The organism is Terrimonas pollutisoli (genome assembly GCF_029360765.1).
Classification (GTDB): Bacteria; Bacteroidota; Bacteroidia; order Chitinophagales; family Chitinophagaceae; genus Terrimonas_B; species Terrimonas_B pollutisoli.
This window is the reverse complement of sequence record NZ_JARKNA010000004.1, coordinates 402921-417653: the sequence shown is the minus strand read 5'-3', so window position 1 is coordinate 417653 and position 14733 is coordinate 402921. Positions and strand designations below refer to the sequence as shown.

Annotated in this window: 12 protein-coding genes; 8 read left to right on the top strand and 4 right to left on the bottom strand. The window is 40.0% G+C overall.

What is annotated here, in order from left to right:
* Positions 1-143 precede the first annotated feature (143 nt).
* Together P2W73_RS10370 and P2W73_RS10365 are read left to right on the top strand one after the other, a co-directional pair.
* Positions 144-1232, top strand: a complete 1089-nt coding sequence (locus tag P2W73_RS10370) for a glycosyltransferase family 4 protein (protein ID WP_276501960.1) — start codon at positions 144-146, stop codon at positions 1230-1232.
* Positions 1220-2362: a DUF1972 domain-containing protein gene (locus P2W73_RS10365; RefSeq protein ID WP_276501959.1), complete on the top strand. Its 1143-nt coding sequence runs from the start codon at positions 1220-1222 to the stop codon at positions 2360-2362. Before P2W73_RS10370 ends, P2W73_RS10365 begins: the two co-directional genes overlap by 13 nt.
* On the opposite strand, the gene P2W73_RS10360 is transcribed toward P2W73_RS10365, so the two are convergent.
* On the bottom strand, positions 2334-3608 hold the full coding sequence (locus P2W73_RS10360) for a hypothetical protein (protein ID WP_276501958.1): 1275 nt from the start codon (positions 3606-3608) through the stop codon (positions 2334-2336). The genes P2W73_RS10365 and P2W73_RS10360 overlap by 29 nt on opposite strands.
* Positions 3609-3611: 3 nt before the next feature.
* Positions 3612-4895 carry an oligosaccharide flippase family protein gene (locus P2W73_RS10355; RefSeq protein ID WP_276501957.1) on the bottom strand — a complete coding sequence of 428 codons (1284 nt, stop codon included), beginning with the start codon at positions 4893-4895 and terminating at the stop codon, positions 3612-3614.
* A 191-nt stretch (positions 4896-5086) separates the two neighbouring features.
* Between P2W73_RS10355 and P2W73_RS10350 the strand changes: the two genes are divergently transcribed.
* Genes P2W73_RS10350 through P2W73_RS10335 form a run of 4 tightly spaced genes read left to right on the top strand, consistent with a single transcriptional unit; the run spans position 5087 to position 10028 of the window.
* Complete coding sequence (locus P2W73_RS10350) at positions 5087-5959, top strand: hypothetical protein (protein WP_276501956.1); 873 nt, start codon at positions 5087-5089, stop codon at positions 5957-5959.
* Positions 5928-7322 (top strand): O-antigen ligase family protein, encoded by a 1395-nt coding sequence (locus P2W73_RS10345; protein WP_276501955.1) that lies wholly within the window; start codon positions 5928-5930, stop codon positions 7320-7322. Before P2W73_RS10350 ends, P2W73_RS10345 begins: the two co-directional genes overlap by 32 nt.
* On the top strand, positions 7319-8983 hold the full coding sequence (locus P2W73_RS10340; RefSeq protein WP_276501954.1) for an ATP-binding cassette domain-containing protein: 1665 nt from the start codon (positions 7319-7321) through the stop codon (positions 8981-8983). Before P2W73_RS10345 ends, P2W73_RS10340 begins: the two co-directional genes overlap by 4 nt.
* On the top strand, positions 8970-10028 hold the full coding sequence (locus tag P2W73_RS10335) for a glycosyltransferase family 4 protein (RefSeq protein ID WP_276501953.1): 1059 nt from the start codon (positions 8970-8972) through the stop codon (positions 10026-10028). Before P2W73_RS10340 ends, P2W73_RS10335 begins: the two co-directional genes overlap by 14 nt.
* Here P2W73_RS10335 and P2W73_RS10330 read toward each other — a convergent pair.
* A complete protein-coding gene (locus P2W73_RS10330) occupies positions 10018-10923 on the bottom strand; it encodes a glycosyltransferase family 2 protein (RefSeq protein ID WP_276501952.1) in 906 nt (301 codons plus the stop codon). The two genes, P2W73_RS10335 and P2W73_RS10330, sit on opposite strands and share 11 nt — an antisense overlap.
* A gap of 20 nt (positions 10924-10943) precedes the next feature.
* A complete protein-coding gene (locus P2W73_RS10325) occupies positions 10944-12041 on the bottom strand; it encodes a glycosyltransferase family 4 protein (RefSeq protein WP_276501951.1) in 1098 nt (365 codons plus the stop codon).
* Positions 12042-12088: 47 nt separating this feature from the next.
* Between P2W73_RS10325 and P2W73_RS10320 the strand changes: the two genes are divergently transcribed.
* A complete protein-coding gene (locus tag P2W73_RS10320) occupies positions 12089-13060 on the top strand; it encodes a hypothetical protein (protein ID WP_276501950.1) in 972 nt (323 codons plus the stop codon).
* A gap of 40 nt (positions 13061-13100) precedes the next feature.
* Positions 13101-14600 carry a B12-binding domain-containing radical SAM protein gene (locus tag P2W73_RS10315; RefSeq protein ID WP_276501949.1) on the top strand — a complete coding sequence of 500 codons (1500 nt, stop codon included), beginning with the start codon at positions 13101-13103 and terminating at the stop codon, positions 14598-14600.
* Positions 14601-14733 lie beyond the last annotated feature (133 nt).

Sequence of the window (14733 nt, the reverse complement as noted above, 5' to 3'; positions counted from 1 at the left end):
AAAATATTTAGATTGTCAAAATTTATCCTCCTATTAATCCTGTTAATCCCAAAGACAGAATAATTTTTATTTATCACAGGCAGCCTATTACCAGCTTTATCCGATTTGACCTGAAAAGTTGCTGTAAGCTTACCGGATAAATAATGAAAATTGCATTTATTACCCGATCCACGCTGCATACTGTTCCTGGTGGAGATACGGAACAGGTTTTACAAACAGCAAAATTCCTGCAACAGTTGGGAGTAGATGTAAGTGTTTTTTTGACATCTGAGCCCATTGATTATTCCCGTTACGACCTGGTACATTTCTTTAATATCACCCGGCCGGCAGATATTTTATCGCACATTTCAAAAGCCTCAAAACCTGCCGTTGTTTCTACCATCCTTGTTGATTATACTGAATATGACACCTATCATCGTAAAGGGATGCCAGGGCTGATCCTACGCCTGTTTCCTTCAGCCGCAAATGAATACATAAAGACAATTGCAAGATGGCTGCTGCGAAAAGACGGTCTGCAAAGCAAGTCTTATCTATGGAAAGGACAGACCAAAAGCATCCGGGAAATTTTACAGAAAGCCAAACTGCTTCTTCCTAATTCGGAAGCGGAATACCGGAAACTGGAACAACAATATGGTGTGCGGAAACAATACAGGGTAGTGCCAAATGGCATTGACAGTTCTTTATTTTCCTTCGATCCCGGAATAAAAAAAGATAACAAACTGGTTTTATCGGCTGCAAGAATAGAAGGGAGAAAAAATCAGCTTAACCTGATCCGGGCCCTCAATCATACGGACTATAATGTTCTACTAACGGGATTGCCGGCGCCCAATCAGCAAGCTTACTATGAAGAGTGTAAAAAGATAGCCGCTGATAATATTATTTTTTGTGGCCGCGTGCCAATTGATGTATTGATCAGTTATTACAAAAAAGCAAAGGTTCATGTGCTGCCGAGCTGGCATGAGACCTGTGGTCTTTCTTCGCTGGAAGCAGCCGCCATGGGATGCAATATTGTTGTGACAGAAAAAGGCTTCACCAAAGAATATTTTGACGATGATGCTTTCTATTGCGATCCCGGTGATCCGGCATCAATTTATGCAGCAGTAACGCATGCCGCACATACCGATTTCAATCCAAAGTTGCAGCAGAAAGTATCGCTTCATTACACCTGGCAGCAGGCTGCGGCTACCACTTTAAAAGCTTACCAAACCATTATATCTCCATGCGAAAATTAAGAATCGGCATATTAGGCACCCGGGGCATACCCAATCACTATGGAGGGTTCGAACAATTTGCGGAATATCTCTCAGCCGGTCTTGTACAAAGAGGACATGAAGTTTTCGTTTATAATTCAAGCAGGCATCCTTACCAGGAAAATGAATGGAACGGCGTACAGATCATTCACTGCACCGACCCCGAAGCAAAACTGGGCACTTTTGGGCAGTTCATCTATGATCTCAATTGTATCAACGATTCCCGTAAAAGAGATTTTGACATTCTGCTGCATCTTGGCTATACCAGCGATTCGATCTGGCATTGGCGCTGGCCCAAAAAAACTATCAACATGCTCAACGTAGATGGCATGGAATGGATGCGCAGTAAATTCAATAAACCTACCAAGCGATTTTTAAAATTTGCTGAATCACTGGCGGCCAAAAATGCCCAGGTACTTATTGCAGATTCCCCGCAAATGCAATATCATTTTTGGGCTAACTACGGCAGGAACCCAGCGTACATTCCTTATGGTGCAGATATCTTCTCCCAGCCAAATGAAGACATTCCGGCCAGGTATAAACTTGTTCCCAATCAATATCACCTGTTAGTTGCGAGGATAGAGCCTGAAAATAATATTGAAATGATCGTGAGGGGTTTTCTTGGCTCCGGGCAATCCCACCCATTGCTGATCGTTGGCAACACCAACAATAAGTTTGGAAAATATTTAAACAGGAAATTCAATAACCGCGGTGTTAAGTTTATTGGTTCAATATATGATCAGTATGTACTCAACAACCTTCGATATTATTCAACCCGCTATTTTCATGGCCACTCAGTCGGCGGCACCAACCCTTCCCTTTTAGAAGCGATGGCTTGCGGGTGCAATATCGCGGCCCATAACAATATTTTCAATAAAGCCGTATTACAGGCAGGCGCCGATTATTTTTCAAATGAAAAAGAAGTGTCAACCATCATTGACACGCCGCAAAACAATATCGCCGTCTGGGAAAGAAAAAAATCCAACCTCGAAAAAATCAGGAACGTATATAGCATAGAAAAAAACATTGCCGACTATGAACGTCTGATGCTGCAGGCCGCTTGTGGGGAACAACGAATGATCATTAAACCGGCTGCTGCGAAGTCCGTGTAGCTTCAGATTCTTTATTCCCGTGTACATCAAATTGGCGAAAGACATTGGTAAATGCCAGTATCCATATTACATACTCAGCAATATTGGTTATAAAACTTCCGGTAAACTGGTAGATGAACATGAATAAGAAAAGTGAAAGCCTGTAGTAGTTTTTCCAAACACTTGTAAAAAAGAAAAGCGCTACTTCGATAAGTATCCTGATGGAAACGCCCACCCAGCCAAAGATGGCCATTGTTTCCGCTACAGCATTGGGGATGGTGGCGACAAAGTCCATATTATACAAGTAGTAATTGCTGATAATAGAGTTACCGGCGATTTTAACCTGGCCAAGCCCTATACCCCAATACTCATTTTTTCCATTTAACATTTTACCTGCCAATATAAATGCATCGATGGTTCTTCCTTTACCGGACGTATCTGTGCCGCTAAAAATATTGCTGATCCTTGTAAAAAGCTGGTTGTGCCGGAAAAATAGAATCAACACCAGCATTGCCCCGGCCACAACCGTTACTCCGGTAATAATGGCGTTGGTGATTCTCCTTTTCGAAGTCAGTCGTTTAAAATAACTGATCCAGGTAAAAAACAAAGCGAACAGAACAGACGCCATAACACCAATGGAAAAAGAAAGCAGGTAAGGCAGAAATAACATGAACAACAACAAGCTGCCGGCGAGCTTGTTTTGTTTTAAAAAAAATTGAAGGAGATAAAAAAAGAAAAAGGGAGTAAAAAGTAAGGCATAATAGGACGGCTCATAAGTCAAAAGCTTCAACCGTCTTAACCGGCCAACTCCTTCCGTCAATATTTGCTCATCCCACAGTACATGATAGTACGGGGTGAAATAAAGGGGTATCGCCACCAGGCAACAAATAAAATTCAGGACAAGTATCCAGCGGAATATTTTTTCAACATCCTTACATACGCACAAAAAAGTATAAACGGCCTGGCAAAAAACATAGACCAGTAGCAGATTAAGCAATGAAATTGTGTACGACTTCAGTTCCACTCCAACCACCGTGATATGAATAATAACAAAAGGTAACAGTATGACTATAAACGGAAGCAGTATTTCTTTTTTTCGCTTCAGCAATACCCATATATAGAAAAAAGGAGCCAACAATGCCATATAAGTCAGGCCAAACGGCAGGGCCACTGCATTTATAAAAAAGTAAATGAATGCAAAAGGAAAATATTTATTGATCTTTATACTTTCCCATTCAAAAAAGGATTGACCTGTTTTCTCCTGCATATATCAATAGTTGACGTCAACCGGTTGTTCCCCGACCTGTTTATTATCCTTCATATATTGCCGGTACACGATAAGATTCAGCCCCATTGTTATTAAAAACTCAGTAAAGAAAACAACCAGCACGGTGCCTCGCGCCTCAAAGCGACTTGCCAGTGTAATGTTGAGTAAAATGTTTATGGCAGCAGCCGATGTATATAATCTGAAATAATTTTTTTTCTGGTTTGCAGCCAATAATAAAAGTGTAGCCGGAATATTCAGACAAATCATTATGGCTACAATACTAAACATGCGGAGAAAAAATACGGAATGTACATTTTCATTCCCCATAAAAAAATAAAGTATTGGGGCAGAGAATATAAAAAGCAGGAAACACCCCAGCACAACCAATACAAAAAACTTCAGGTATACCTGTCTGAAAAAAACAAATACAAATTCTTTTCCTTTCTGCAGCAACAAACATACCCGTGGATAAACAGATTGCGAAAACACGACAAACACTTGTTTGATGGCAAACAATATCCGTTCAGCGATGCTATAATAACCTACTACCAGGTCACTGGCAAAAAAAGTTAAAATAAAAGTATTTGAATAATGACAGGCGCTATTAGAGAGATGGCTAAAAGCAATTGGCCAACCTTCATACAACTCCGCGGTAATATCTTGTCGGGACGGCCTGACAAAAGTCAAATTAAAAACGCTGACAGCTATCACCAAACTTATGATACCGGTAATAATGTTACCTATACCCCAAAAAAGCAGGTATAAGATATCGTCATTTTTATTTTTAATAAAAATGAATACAAGTATGACGAATAAGACACGGCCGGTTAATATGGCGGCAGCCACCAAATGCATTTTTTCCAATCCCTGAAAAAACCATGATAATAACAAAGACTGACCGGCCACAAATAAAAAAGCCATTCCATACAAAACAAAATGTTCACGGAATACCGGAACAAACAAAACTAACAAGAGTAATAGGATAAAAGCAATAACACAAAGGATCAATTTTGAAAAAAGCACCCTGAAAAAAATGGCTGACACCTGCTTAGGATCATCTTTATAAATGGCGATATCTCTTACAGCAGATTGGTTAAATCCATAATCAACCAACACCGCCAGGTAAAACATCACCACCTGTGCTACCGCCACTACTCCAAAACTATCCACACCAATCTTCCTGATAACGTAAGGGATAACCATCAACTGGATCAGGGAACTGATAGCCTGCACGGTGCCCAGTGAAAAGAAATTGTAGAACAGCTTATTGCTATTTCCAGTTGGCATAGACAAAACGAAGATAATACCACATAAACGCTGAAAGCAAAATATAATTTCTTTTTTTAGCAGGTCCTGAGGCAACCCCAAAAAAAGAACTTCCGTTTTATAGCTGACGAACATGCAGGGGATAGCTATGCCCTGAAGGCTTGCCTATTGATTGCTGGTTTATCAAAATTAAAATACCAATAGCTGGTTTTATGAGTGGTAATCCTAAAACACAAAACTTGCCGTCAGATGATATAGACTTGCTTTTATTATTGGAAAGAGCTATACTTTTTTTCAAAAAATATAAATGGGTTTTTATCGTAGCTATAATCAGCGGCCTGGCATTAGGTTTTTTACGATATCGATCTTTGCCAAAAGTTTATAAATCCCGGCTGGTATTGCTTTCAACCATCGCACTAACCAATCAAAACAACATAGAAATTACCGCCAACTGGAATGCCCTCTTAAATCACAATGGGTACGCAGAACTTGCAGCTGCATTGAACTGCCCGCAGGATATTTTGTCAAAGGTTAAAAGCATAAAAGCAGAAGAGATTCAAAAATTATTTACACCTGCCAATCCAATCGGGTTTACCATCGACGCATGGGTAACCGATCCATCTGTCCTGCCTGAATTACAGAAAGGTATTGTCTATGGTTTTGATAACAGTGGATATATAAAAGACCGGTTGGCGGCAAAAAGGACAAAGCTTACAGAGCTTATTGAAAAAACCAGTGTGGAAATAAACAGGCTGGAGACAACGAAGCAAACAGTAGAAAATATTATAAAGGGGAAAGGCGTCAATACTTCATCTCTCATTTTTGATGGCTCTGCTATCAGCCGTCAACTTGTGGAATTGAATGAAAAACTATCGGGATTTAAGGAAGAGTTGAAATTTACCAGCTCCGTACAGGTATTACAAAGCTTTGGCAAATCCGGGCAGCTGGCAGGCCCCAATCTATTTGTGTGGCTTTTTATCGGTTTGACATCCTGCCTTTCTATTGCTTTCCTCTTCTCGCTGTTTAGTTCCATCAATCAAAAACTAATGAGACGTGCCACTTATCGCAAAGAAAAACAGAATTGAGCGCCTTACAAATGGTGAAGTCAGTTGGCGGACATATGCAGGAGATACCAGGAACAAAATCCTTGGTTTACTTAATTACACGCTTTACTTCTCCTTTTTCGCCAGCCTGATTTTCTCACTAAGAGCTGTAAGCAGTTTAAGTATAGCCGCCATCCTTTTAACAGGAGCAATTACAAACAAGCAAGCCTTATCTTCTCTTTTCAAAAAAAACTATTTCACGTTTTTTCTTGCCGGATGCACAGTTCTTTTCTTACTCCAGGTTTTTGGGCTTCTCTATACTGAAAATATACAGCAGGCCCTGAACAGTTTGCGGGTAAAAGCCGGCCTGTTGCTGATTCCATTAGCCGTTCTGCTATCCCTAAATTTCAGCCCGCATGTATATCAAAAACTGGTGAAACATTATTGTCTTTTGTTAACCATCGCCTCTTTGTACTGTTTTGTTCGTGCCCTGTTAAAACATCACTACACCAATGATTCTTCTGTTTTTTTCTATCATTCATTGGTGTCTCCCATTGGCCAGCATGCGGTGTATTTTTCCGTATTAGTAATGATCGGCATTAGTTTTTTAACCGACTCCTTTTATAAAAAAAAAGTTATCATCGCCGGGCTTATTAATATTTGCCTTATAGTTTTTCTATCCGCCGTATTATTCATGCTTTCATCCAAACTGGTTATACTATTCTATTCATTATGCCTGTTATATTTTTTTATATCCTTTGCAAAAAAATCCGGGGTGAAACGCATTACTATAAGCGGCTTTTTTTTAATCAGCCTCGGCCTAAGCAGCCTTATCCTTATTTCAAAAAATCCGGTCAGCGAACGCTTCCGGGATATCACAAATGGCAGTCTTCACATGATAACCCAACCTCATTTTAGCAAAGCCGACTATTTTAACGGTCTGCAATTCCGATTACTGCAATGGAGATTTGTTCCGGAAATACTTTCTGAAAACAAAAGTTGGTGGCTGGGCGTTGGCTCCGGGGATGCGCAGGATCTGCTAAACCGAAAATATGTTTCCAAAAACATGTACACCGGAGAAAAAGAAAGGAACGACATTGGGTATATGGCTTACAACACACACAATCAATTTTTAGAAACCCTTTTACAAAATGGAATTATTGGCCTGACCGCTTTATTACTCACCTGTTTTTTTGCCGGAAAAATGGCGTTTGAAAGCAGAAAAAAAACACTGATCCTTATTGTGCTTTTGTTTTTTGCCTGGCTATTCACTGAGTCGGTACTTGAAAGGCAGTATGGCATCATGATTTTTATTTTTTTTCCTTTATTCATCCTTCAAAAAGAAAATACTACGGTCGCCACCAAATTAAATCCGGGTGCTGAAAAAATAACACTTTTACAGTGATACGCATTCTAAAAAATACCTGGCGGGTTCTTTCTCAAAAAGAAAAGAAACATTTCAACATCCTGATCATGCTCGACATCTTCATCAGCATCCTCGATATAGCATCACTTGCATTATTATTATGGATCATACAATTTTACATCCAACCAGGCAACAACCTGCAGTCGGCCTTCCTGCCGGCCTGGTTAACTAATAACGACTCTGCCTGGCCCGTCGCTCTCTTTTGTATCTTCTTCGCTGTCAAGAATGCCGCTGCATTTTTTATTTCCAAGGCTTATTATAAATTCAACAGCGATGTGGCAATTCGTATATCCTACAACAACTTGTCAGGCTATCAACAATCAAACTACGATGACTTTGTGAATATTGATTCATCCAAACATATCCGAAATATCTGTTTCCAACCATTTGAATTTTGTCAATATATCCTGACCGGCATCCAGCAAATCATTACCCAATCCAGTCTTATCATTATTACGGTTGTTGCCATTCTTATTTTGAATGCAAAACTTTTCCTGTTACTCCTGTTAATCTTACTCCCCCCGGTTATAATCGTTTTTTATTGGATAAAAAAAAGAATGAACCTGGCCAGGCAAAATATCAGGATTCATAACCAACAATCTTACCGTTACCTGATGGATGCGCTGAAAGGATGGGTGGAAAGCAATATCTATAACCGCCATGGCTTTTTTCTAAACCGTTTTATTCAATCCAGAAAGCAATTTAGTAATGCCCTGTTCGATTCACTGGCTTTGCAAAACATGCCGCCAAGAGTGATTGAAGTTTTTGCCGTGCTCGGACTTTTTGTTCTTATCCTTATTGCAAAAAGTTCAGCTGCTGTGGAAAGTTTTCTATTGACGATTGGAGCATTTATGGCTGCAGCTTATAAAATCATACCCGGTATCGTGAAGATCACCAATCTAAGCGGGCAAATGAAAGCCTTTGAATTTTCGGCCAGCGATTTGATCAACAAAAACAAACCGCAGCCTAAAGATGATGCAGCAATAAGCGGCATCCGATCCATGCAATTAAAAGATATTTACTTTAGCTATAACGGGCATCCGGTGCTTGACAACTTTAATCTCACCATACAACCAGGGGATTTTATTGGCATTACCGGTGTTTCGGGTAAGGGAAAGACAACCGTCCTGAATATATTGTTGGGTTTTGTTGAAACAGCAAAAGGCGAATTAACGATCAATAATTCACCCATTAAAAACGGGGAAATAAAAAAGGCCTGGCCTTCGATAGCATATGTCCGGCAGCAAACATTTTTAATTCATGATACCCTCTCCAGAAATATCACGCTGGAAGAAGAAGCAGTGAGCAAATCAACGCTGGAGTCTGCCATAAAAATAGCGGGGCTGACAGAGCTGATCAGTCAATCACCGGAAGGATGCGACAAAATGATCACGGAAAATGGAAAGAACATCAGTGGCGGACAGCAGCAACGAATTGCTATTGCAAGGGCTTTGTACAAGACCGCAGATATGATCCTGCTGGATGAGCCTTTCAACGAACTGGACGAAAATGCTGAAACTGCACTACTGCAACATTGCCGGATGTTGACTCAACAAGGAAAAATGATCGTATTGATCACACATAATAAAAAGAGCCTGGCATACTGTACAAAAATAATTTCATTGGATGGCGGGGAATAAAAATACACTGGTCATACTTACTCCCGGCTTTGCCGAAAGCGAAGCAGACTCCGTCTGTCTGCCAATGCAGCAACAACTAGTTAAAACCTTAAAAGAAAATAATCCGGAAATATCGGTTAAAATACTAAGCTTTCAATACCCTTATCATACCTATAACTATTCCTGGTTTGGAATTGAGGTGATCCCATTTAGTGGCCGCAACAAAGGAGGAATATCCAGGCTATTGCTTAGAAAAAAAATAATTTCCTCCCTGGATAATATTCATCGTACTTCGGCAATATCAGGGCTATTAAGTTTTTGGTATGGCGAGTGTGCAGCCGTTGGCCACCAATTCGCGGCTAAACACGGCCTACAGCATTTTTGTTGGATATTGGGCCAGGATGCAAGAAAAGAAAATGATTATCCCAAAAAAATAAAATTGCCGGCGAGCACACTCGTAGCACTTTCTGATTTTTTGCAGGATGAATTTGAAAAAAATCATGGCCTCCGTCCCGGATTTGTTGTTCCACCCGGTATGCAGATAAAACGACTATTGAAACCTGGTCTAAAAAAAGATATTGATCTTTTAGCGGTTGGTTCATTGATCCCTCTAAAACAGTATGAAATCTTTATTGAAGTAGTAGCCGAAACAAAGAAACACTATCCTGCGGTAAAGGCAGCATTGATAGGTAAGGGTCCTGAAATACAAAGACTGCAATCTCTTACTGTCCAATCAGGATTAGAAAACAATATTGTATTCCCCGGCGAGTTATCCCATGACGAAACATTATTATGGATGCAAAAAGCAAAAATATTGCTGCACCCTTCTTCGTACGAAGGCTTTTCAGGCGTATGCATGGAGGCTTTGTCTGAAGCAGCTCATGTCATTAGCTTTTGCAAGGCGATGAGAGAAGAAATTGAACACTGGCATATTGTACAATCCAAAGAAGAAATGAAACAAAAAGCTTTGGAGATTCTACAAAACCCGGTTATAGAATACAAGAGAATAAGCAATTTTAAAGTAGAGGATACCGCCAAAAAAATAATGGAGCTATTTAGTTTGTGAAATAATGAATAATAGCTTTTCCTACTTTTTTAAAAGGAATAATACTAAACGGCTTATTCTTCCACGCAGTAAAGAAATTTCTTATCGCCCCTATCCTTTCTTTGTGCAATAAACAGTCTTCCCCAAAATTTATATACGCAGTAAACAAAGCTTTATCCGCCATTTTTGAAGTCACTAACTTTTTATTTTTGTAGAATTGAATAATTTCGATTCCCTCCTGGTAGCTTTTCTTCCAGGTTGAGTTAATATAACTTATGGCATGCAGGCGGCGATACAAAAGTGGCTCATACAAGATGACGGCCTTGAAATGCAATGCCAGGTTTACAATAAAGTCAAGATCAGAAAAAGATTTTTCCTCTTTAAAAAAACCTGTCACGGCAAAACATTCTTTTCTTACCATTAATGCCTGTGTAAATCCCGGTAATTGTGATTCAAAAAAAGAATTAAACATATTACCATACTTCACGCCTTCAGTTTGTTTATAAAAATATTCCAATGGCTGATCGGGCACCCTAAAATTATACCCTCCCGTCAGCGAAAAACCAGCTTCAGGATATTGCTGCAAAGCAACTACCTGTTTCTCCAGTTTTGTTGGCGCCCAAAGATCGTCCGAATCCATAAATGCGATCAACTCCCCCTTTGCTTTTTGCAACCCGATATTTTTTACTTTTCCCCCAATCCCTATGCGACCGGCCCTGTGGAACTGAATTCTTTCATCCTTAATCCCTGCAATTTTTTCTCCGGTATTATCCTCTGAACCGTCATCTACAATGATCAATTCCCAGTTCTGATAAGTTTGGCTTTGGATACTATCAATTGTTTCCATTATTAGCCCGGCCCTGTTATAAGTTGGCATAATGACACTTACGGTATATGTATCAGCCTGAACCTGCATCCCCTTCAAGTATTTATTATTTATAGCGCAGTTATTGCCTTATCAATCTTTTGAGCAATTGCTTCGAAAGAAAGTTCCTTGTTGAATTGCTCTAGTACTTTTTCCCGTTCTTTATTGATATCCATTTTTTGCGTTTGCAGTAAACAATTCAACAAATTTTTTTCATTACCTGCTTCGTACAGCAATCCGCATGCGCCCCGGTTCGTCATCATTTGAAACGAAATAATATTGGTCAGAACAGGGATACAGCCACAGGACATAGCTTCACAAACTGCCACCCCGCCGCTTTCATAATGCGACCCGGAGATAAAAAAATCAGCAGCGTTATACCATTCCTGCAATTGCCGGTGCGGAACCTGGCCAGCAAGAACAATTGCGCCTGCCGCCTGCCTGTTTGCCCCGATCAATTGCTTTATATCGTTCAATAGCACATCTTCCTGGTATATCATATTCAATCTCGCCTGTGGTTGATGGGAAAGAAAATTTACAAAAGCCTTTACAACAGTAATGGGATCCTTATTGGCATTCAACCTGCCAACCCATAAAAAAGTAAGGCCCTTAACATTGTCCAAATTCTTCCTTCTATCTTTTTCACTGTAAGAAAAAACAGAAGACACTTCCATGATTTCAACGACCTTCTTCTCCTTTCTTATTATTCCCCTTTCTGTCCATTCCCGGGCCATTTCGGGTGAAGTGAAAAAATAAGCGTCAATAACATGGTCCGCCAAACGCTGAAAAAAACTTCTTACCCCGGAAGCAGGTTTTTCAGCATGATTTTGCACGATGATCTTTGGCCTTTTACCCAATGAAAGCCGAAGCTGTATGATTTGCAGCGGGAAAATAAATCCATGCACTAATACTATGTCCGGACGCTGTTTGCGTATAAAACGGTGCATCCGCCAGGGGAAAAAAACAACGTTTCTTTTCAGCCGCATAAAATAATAAAAGACACCATTCAACTGCAGCCAACCTTCATAATTGATTCTTTCAATACTGATCACTTCATGATCTGCAGCCAGCTTTTCGAGGATACCAGTATAAAAACTGATCCGTTTCAGCCAGGCGTACGGATTGTTAAAAGTTTCATCTTTGGCATAGCTTGTAGTGACTATCTTCATTTTTTGTCGTTTCTATTCGGACGGAAAATATTTTCATAGCTTTAAAGATGGCGCTCGTAAAAAAAGTATTAAACAAGCTCAATGGCCTTCATTACCAACAGGAGTATTTATGCTTTTCCAAAGAAGCCCTGGCACAACCGCTTCATGTTTATCTTACAGCAGAAGGGCAGATCATAAAAGATATTACGGATCAGCATCTGTTTACCGGTTATAATCCCCTTATTATTACCCTGGCTGGTGAAAGCCATTCACAGCTCCCTGTCAATATTACTATCATTTTTGCGCAAAAGGTTTTTCTCCCTAACGATTTTTTTGAACAAAAGGCTGCCCTGGCTACCTTATCACTGAGATTGATGCATACATTATTAACCGACAATTTTATACTTTATTTTTTTGAAGGAATAAAAGGTCATCATCATTTTATTCATCCTTTTTACCAGTATGTGATCGGCTTAAACAACAGACTCTATAACAGGAAAAAAGGAAACGTATTCCTGCATAACAACTTGTATAAACAGGTACAGATCGCTTACTCCGTACCGAGAATTATCTCCCTGATCACGGTTGGCAATGGCGAATTATACAATTTATTTCCTACCGACCTTCATGGCCCGGTAAACAACGAATATTATATAGGATCACTGCGTTATAATGGCAAGGCCTGCCGGCAGGTTGAACAAAGCCGAAAGATCCTGCTCACAGAAGTAAACAGCGAATTTTATAAGGCGGCTTATTTACTGGGTAAAAATCACATGCAGGAACTGAGGCGCAAAGAATCCTTTCCCTTCAGCGCTAAGGTCTCGCCTACCTTTCAGCTACCTGTTCCGTTATCAGCCCTTCGTTACAGGGAGCTTGAATTGATCGACTCATTTACACATGGCATTCACCGGCTGTTTATTTTTAAGATCATCTCCTTTCAGCAGGTGGAAAACAGCCCCTCCACCCTTGCACATATCCACAACGTGTATGCCACCTGGCGCTACAATCAACATCTGCCGGGCAACTATTTACTGCGTTGATACGATTTAACACTGTACCAACTGTTTAAAGCCATCCTGCATGAGCCGGGTTTTATTGTTCAATCCGCGAAGCGCCAATTATAAGCCGAGGATACCTAATTCTATTCTTAGCATTGCCTCTTCTATTGAGGGGCTGTATGATTATGTGATCGTAGACGGTAATCTTGAGACCGATCCATGGACAAAGATTTACAATTATCTCTCCAATGGCGACTTCAGGTATTTTGGTTGTACTGCTATGCCAGGGCCCCAGCTAAAACAAGCCATTCCTATTTCAAAAAGTATCCGTGAGTTATTTCCACAGGTTACCATCATATGGGGAGGTTATTTTGCTTCCAATCAATCGGCAGCCGTCCTGAATTCCGGTTATGTAGATTTTGTTGTTAACGGACCAGGGGAAAAAACTTTTCCGGCTTTGCTAAATGCATTGGAGACAAACGCTTATTTTGAAGAGATTCATAATCTTATTTACAGCACAGGAGGCAACATTGTTAAAACTCCAAAAGACGAATTATACGACCAGGATGAACTACCCTCCCTACCCTATGAAAAATTAAACCAGTTTTATCCAATTCCTCGTTATTTGGGCAAAACCTATCTCGGCACCAAAACCATCGCTTATCACTCCAGCATGGGCTGTCCTTTTAAATGTTCTTTTTGTGCCGTAGTGCCCATTTATAATGCCAGGTGGAAAGGTAAATCGGCCAACAGAATCTATAAAGACATTAAATATCTGAAGGAAAACTTTGGCGGCAATGCGATCGAATTTCATGACAACAATTTTTTTGTATCAGAAAAAAGAACCATTGAGTTTTCAAAACTGATCGAACCAGAAAACATGGTATGGTGGGGCGAAGGAAGAATTGACACCATTGACAAATACTCCGATGCGTCTTTAGCACTGATGCGGGAAAGCGGTTGTAAAATGATCTTTTTCGGCGCTGAAACAGGCAATGATGAAATCCTGAAAAAAATGGATAAGGGAGGTACCCAATCCGCAGCTGAAATAAGAAGTTTCGCCGCAAGAATGGCGAAGTTTGATATCATTCCCGAATATTCATTTGTGTTAGGTACACCTGCTGATACCCCCGAACAGGTGATGAAACAAATTGACCAGGATATCGCTTTCATCAAAGAAATTAAAGAAATCAATTCCAAAACTGAGATCATCATTTATGTGTATAGCCCCGTACCCACTGAAGGAAGTGAGATGTATAAAAAGGTATTGCAAAGCGGCTTTCATTTCCCTGAAAAATTGGAAGACTGGATAAGCCCGCAATGGGAAAGTTTTGATCTGCGCAAAAATCCGCTGACTCCCTGGCTTACACCCGAGATGATCAATAAAATAAAGGATTTTGAAACAGTACTGAATGGCTACTATCCCACCATTTCGGACATGAAGCTGACGTCGTTAAAAAGAAACCTATTGCGGACAGTTTCTTCTATACGTTATAAAACAGGTTTCTTCGCCAAACCCTATGAATTAAAAGCCTTACAGCTGCTTTGGAAATATCGTCAACCTGAAATTGAAGGATTTTGAAAGAACATTGCTTTTAGAGTTGCTGACTGAAACCGATTTTATAACACGAGATTCTTTGTCTTAAGATAACCTTAGTAGAAAAACCAAATTGCTGATTCAACCTTATTACCTTATTGTATTGTTTGCAGAGCTT

Coding starts and splice junctions, on each gene's coding strand:
- P2W73_RS10320 (WP_276501950.1), top strand. CDS start 12,089: ATGGCGCTCGTAAAAAAAGTATTAAACAAGCTCAATGGCCTTCATTAC.
- P2W73_RS10355 (WP_276501957.1), bottom strand. CDS start 4,895: ATGCCAACTGGAAATAGCAATAAGCTGTTCTACAATTTCTTTTCACTG.
- P2W73_RS10315 (WP_276501949.1), top strand. CDS start 13,101: ATGAGCCGGGTTTTATTGTTCAATCCGCGAAGCGCCAATTATAAGCCG.
- P2W73_RS10360 (WP_276501958.1), bottom strand. CDS start 3,608: ATGCAGGAGAAAACAGGTCAATCCTTTTTTGAATGGGAAAGTATAAAG.
- P2W73_RS10325 (WP_276501951.1), bottom strand. CDS start 12,041: ATGAAGATAGTCACTACAAGCTATGCCAAAGATGAAACTTTTAACAAT.
- P2W73_RS10330 (WP_276501952.1), bottom strand. CDS start 10,923: ATGCAGGTTCAGGCTGATACATATACCGTAAGTGTCATTATGCCAACT.
- P2W73_RS10365 (WP_276501959.1), top strand. CDS start 1,220: ATGCGAAAATTAAGAATCGGCATATTAGGCACCCGGGGCATACCCAAT.
- P2W73_RS10370 (WP_276501960.1), top strand. CDS start 144: ATGAAAATTGCATTTATTACCCGATCCACGCTGCATACTGTTCCTGGT.
- P2W73_RS10350 (WP_276501956.1), top strand. CDS start 5,087: ATGAGTGGTAATCCTAAAACACAAAACTTGCCGTCAGATGATATAGAC.
- P2W73_RS10335 (WP_276501953.1), top strand. CDS start 8,970: ATGGCGGGGAATAAAAATACACTGGTCATACTTACTCCCGGCTTTGCC.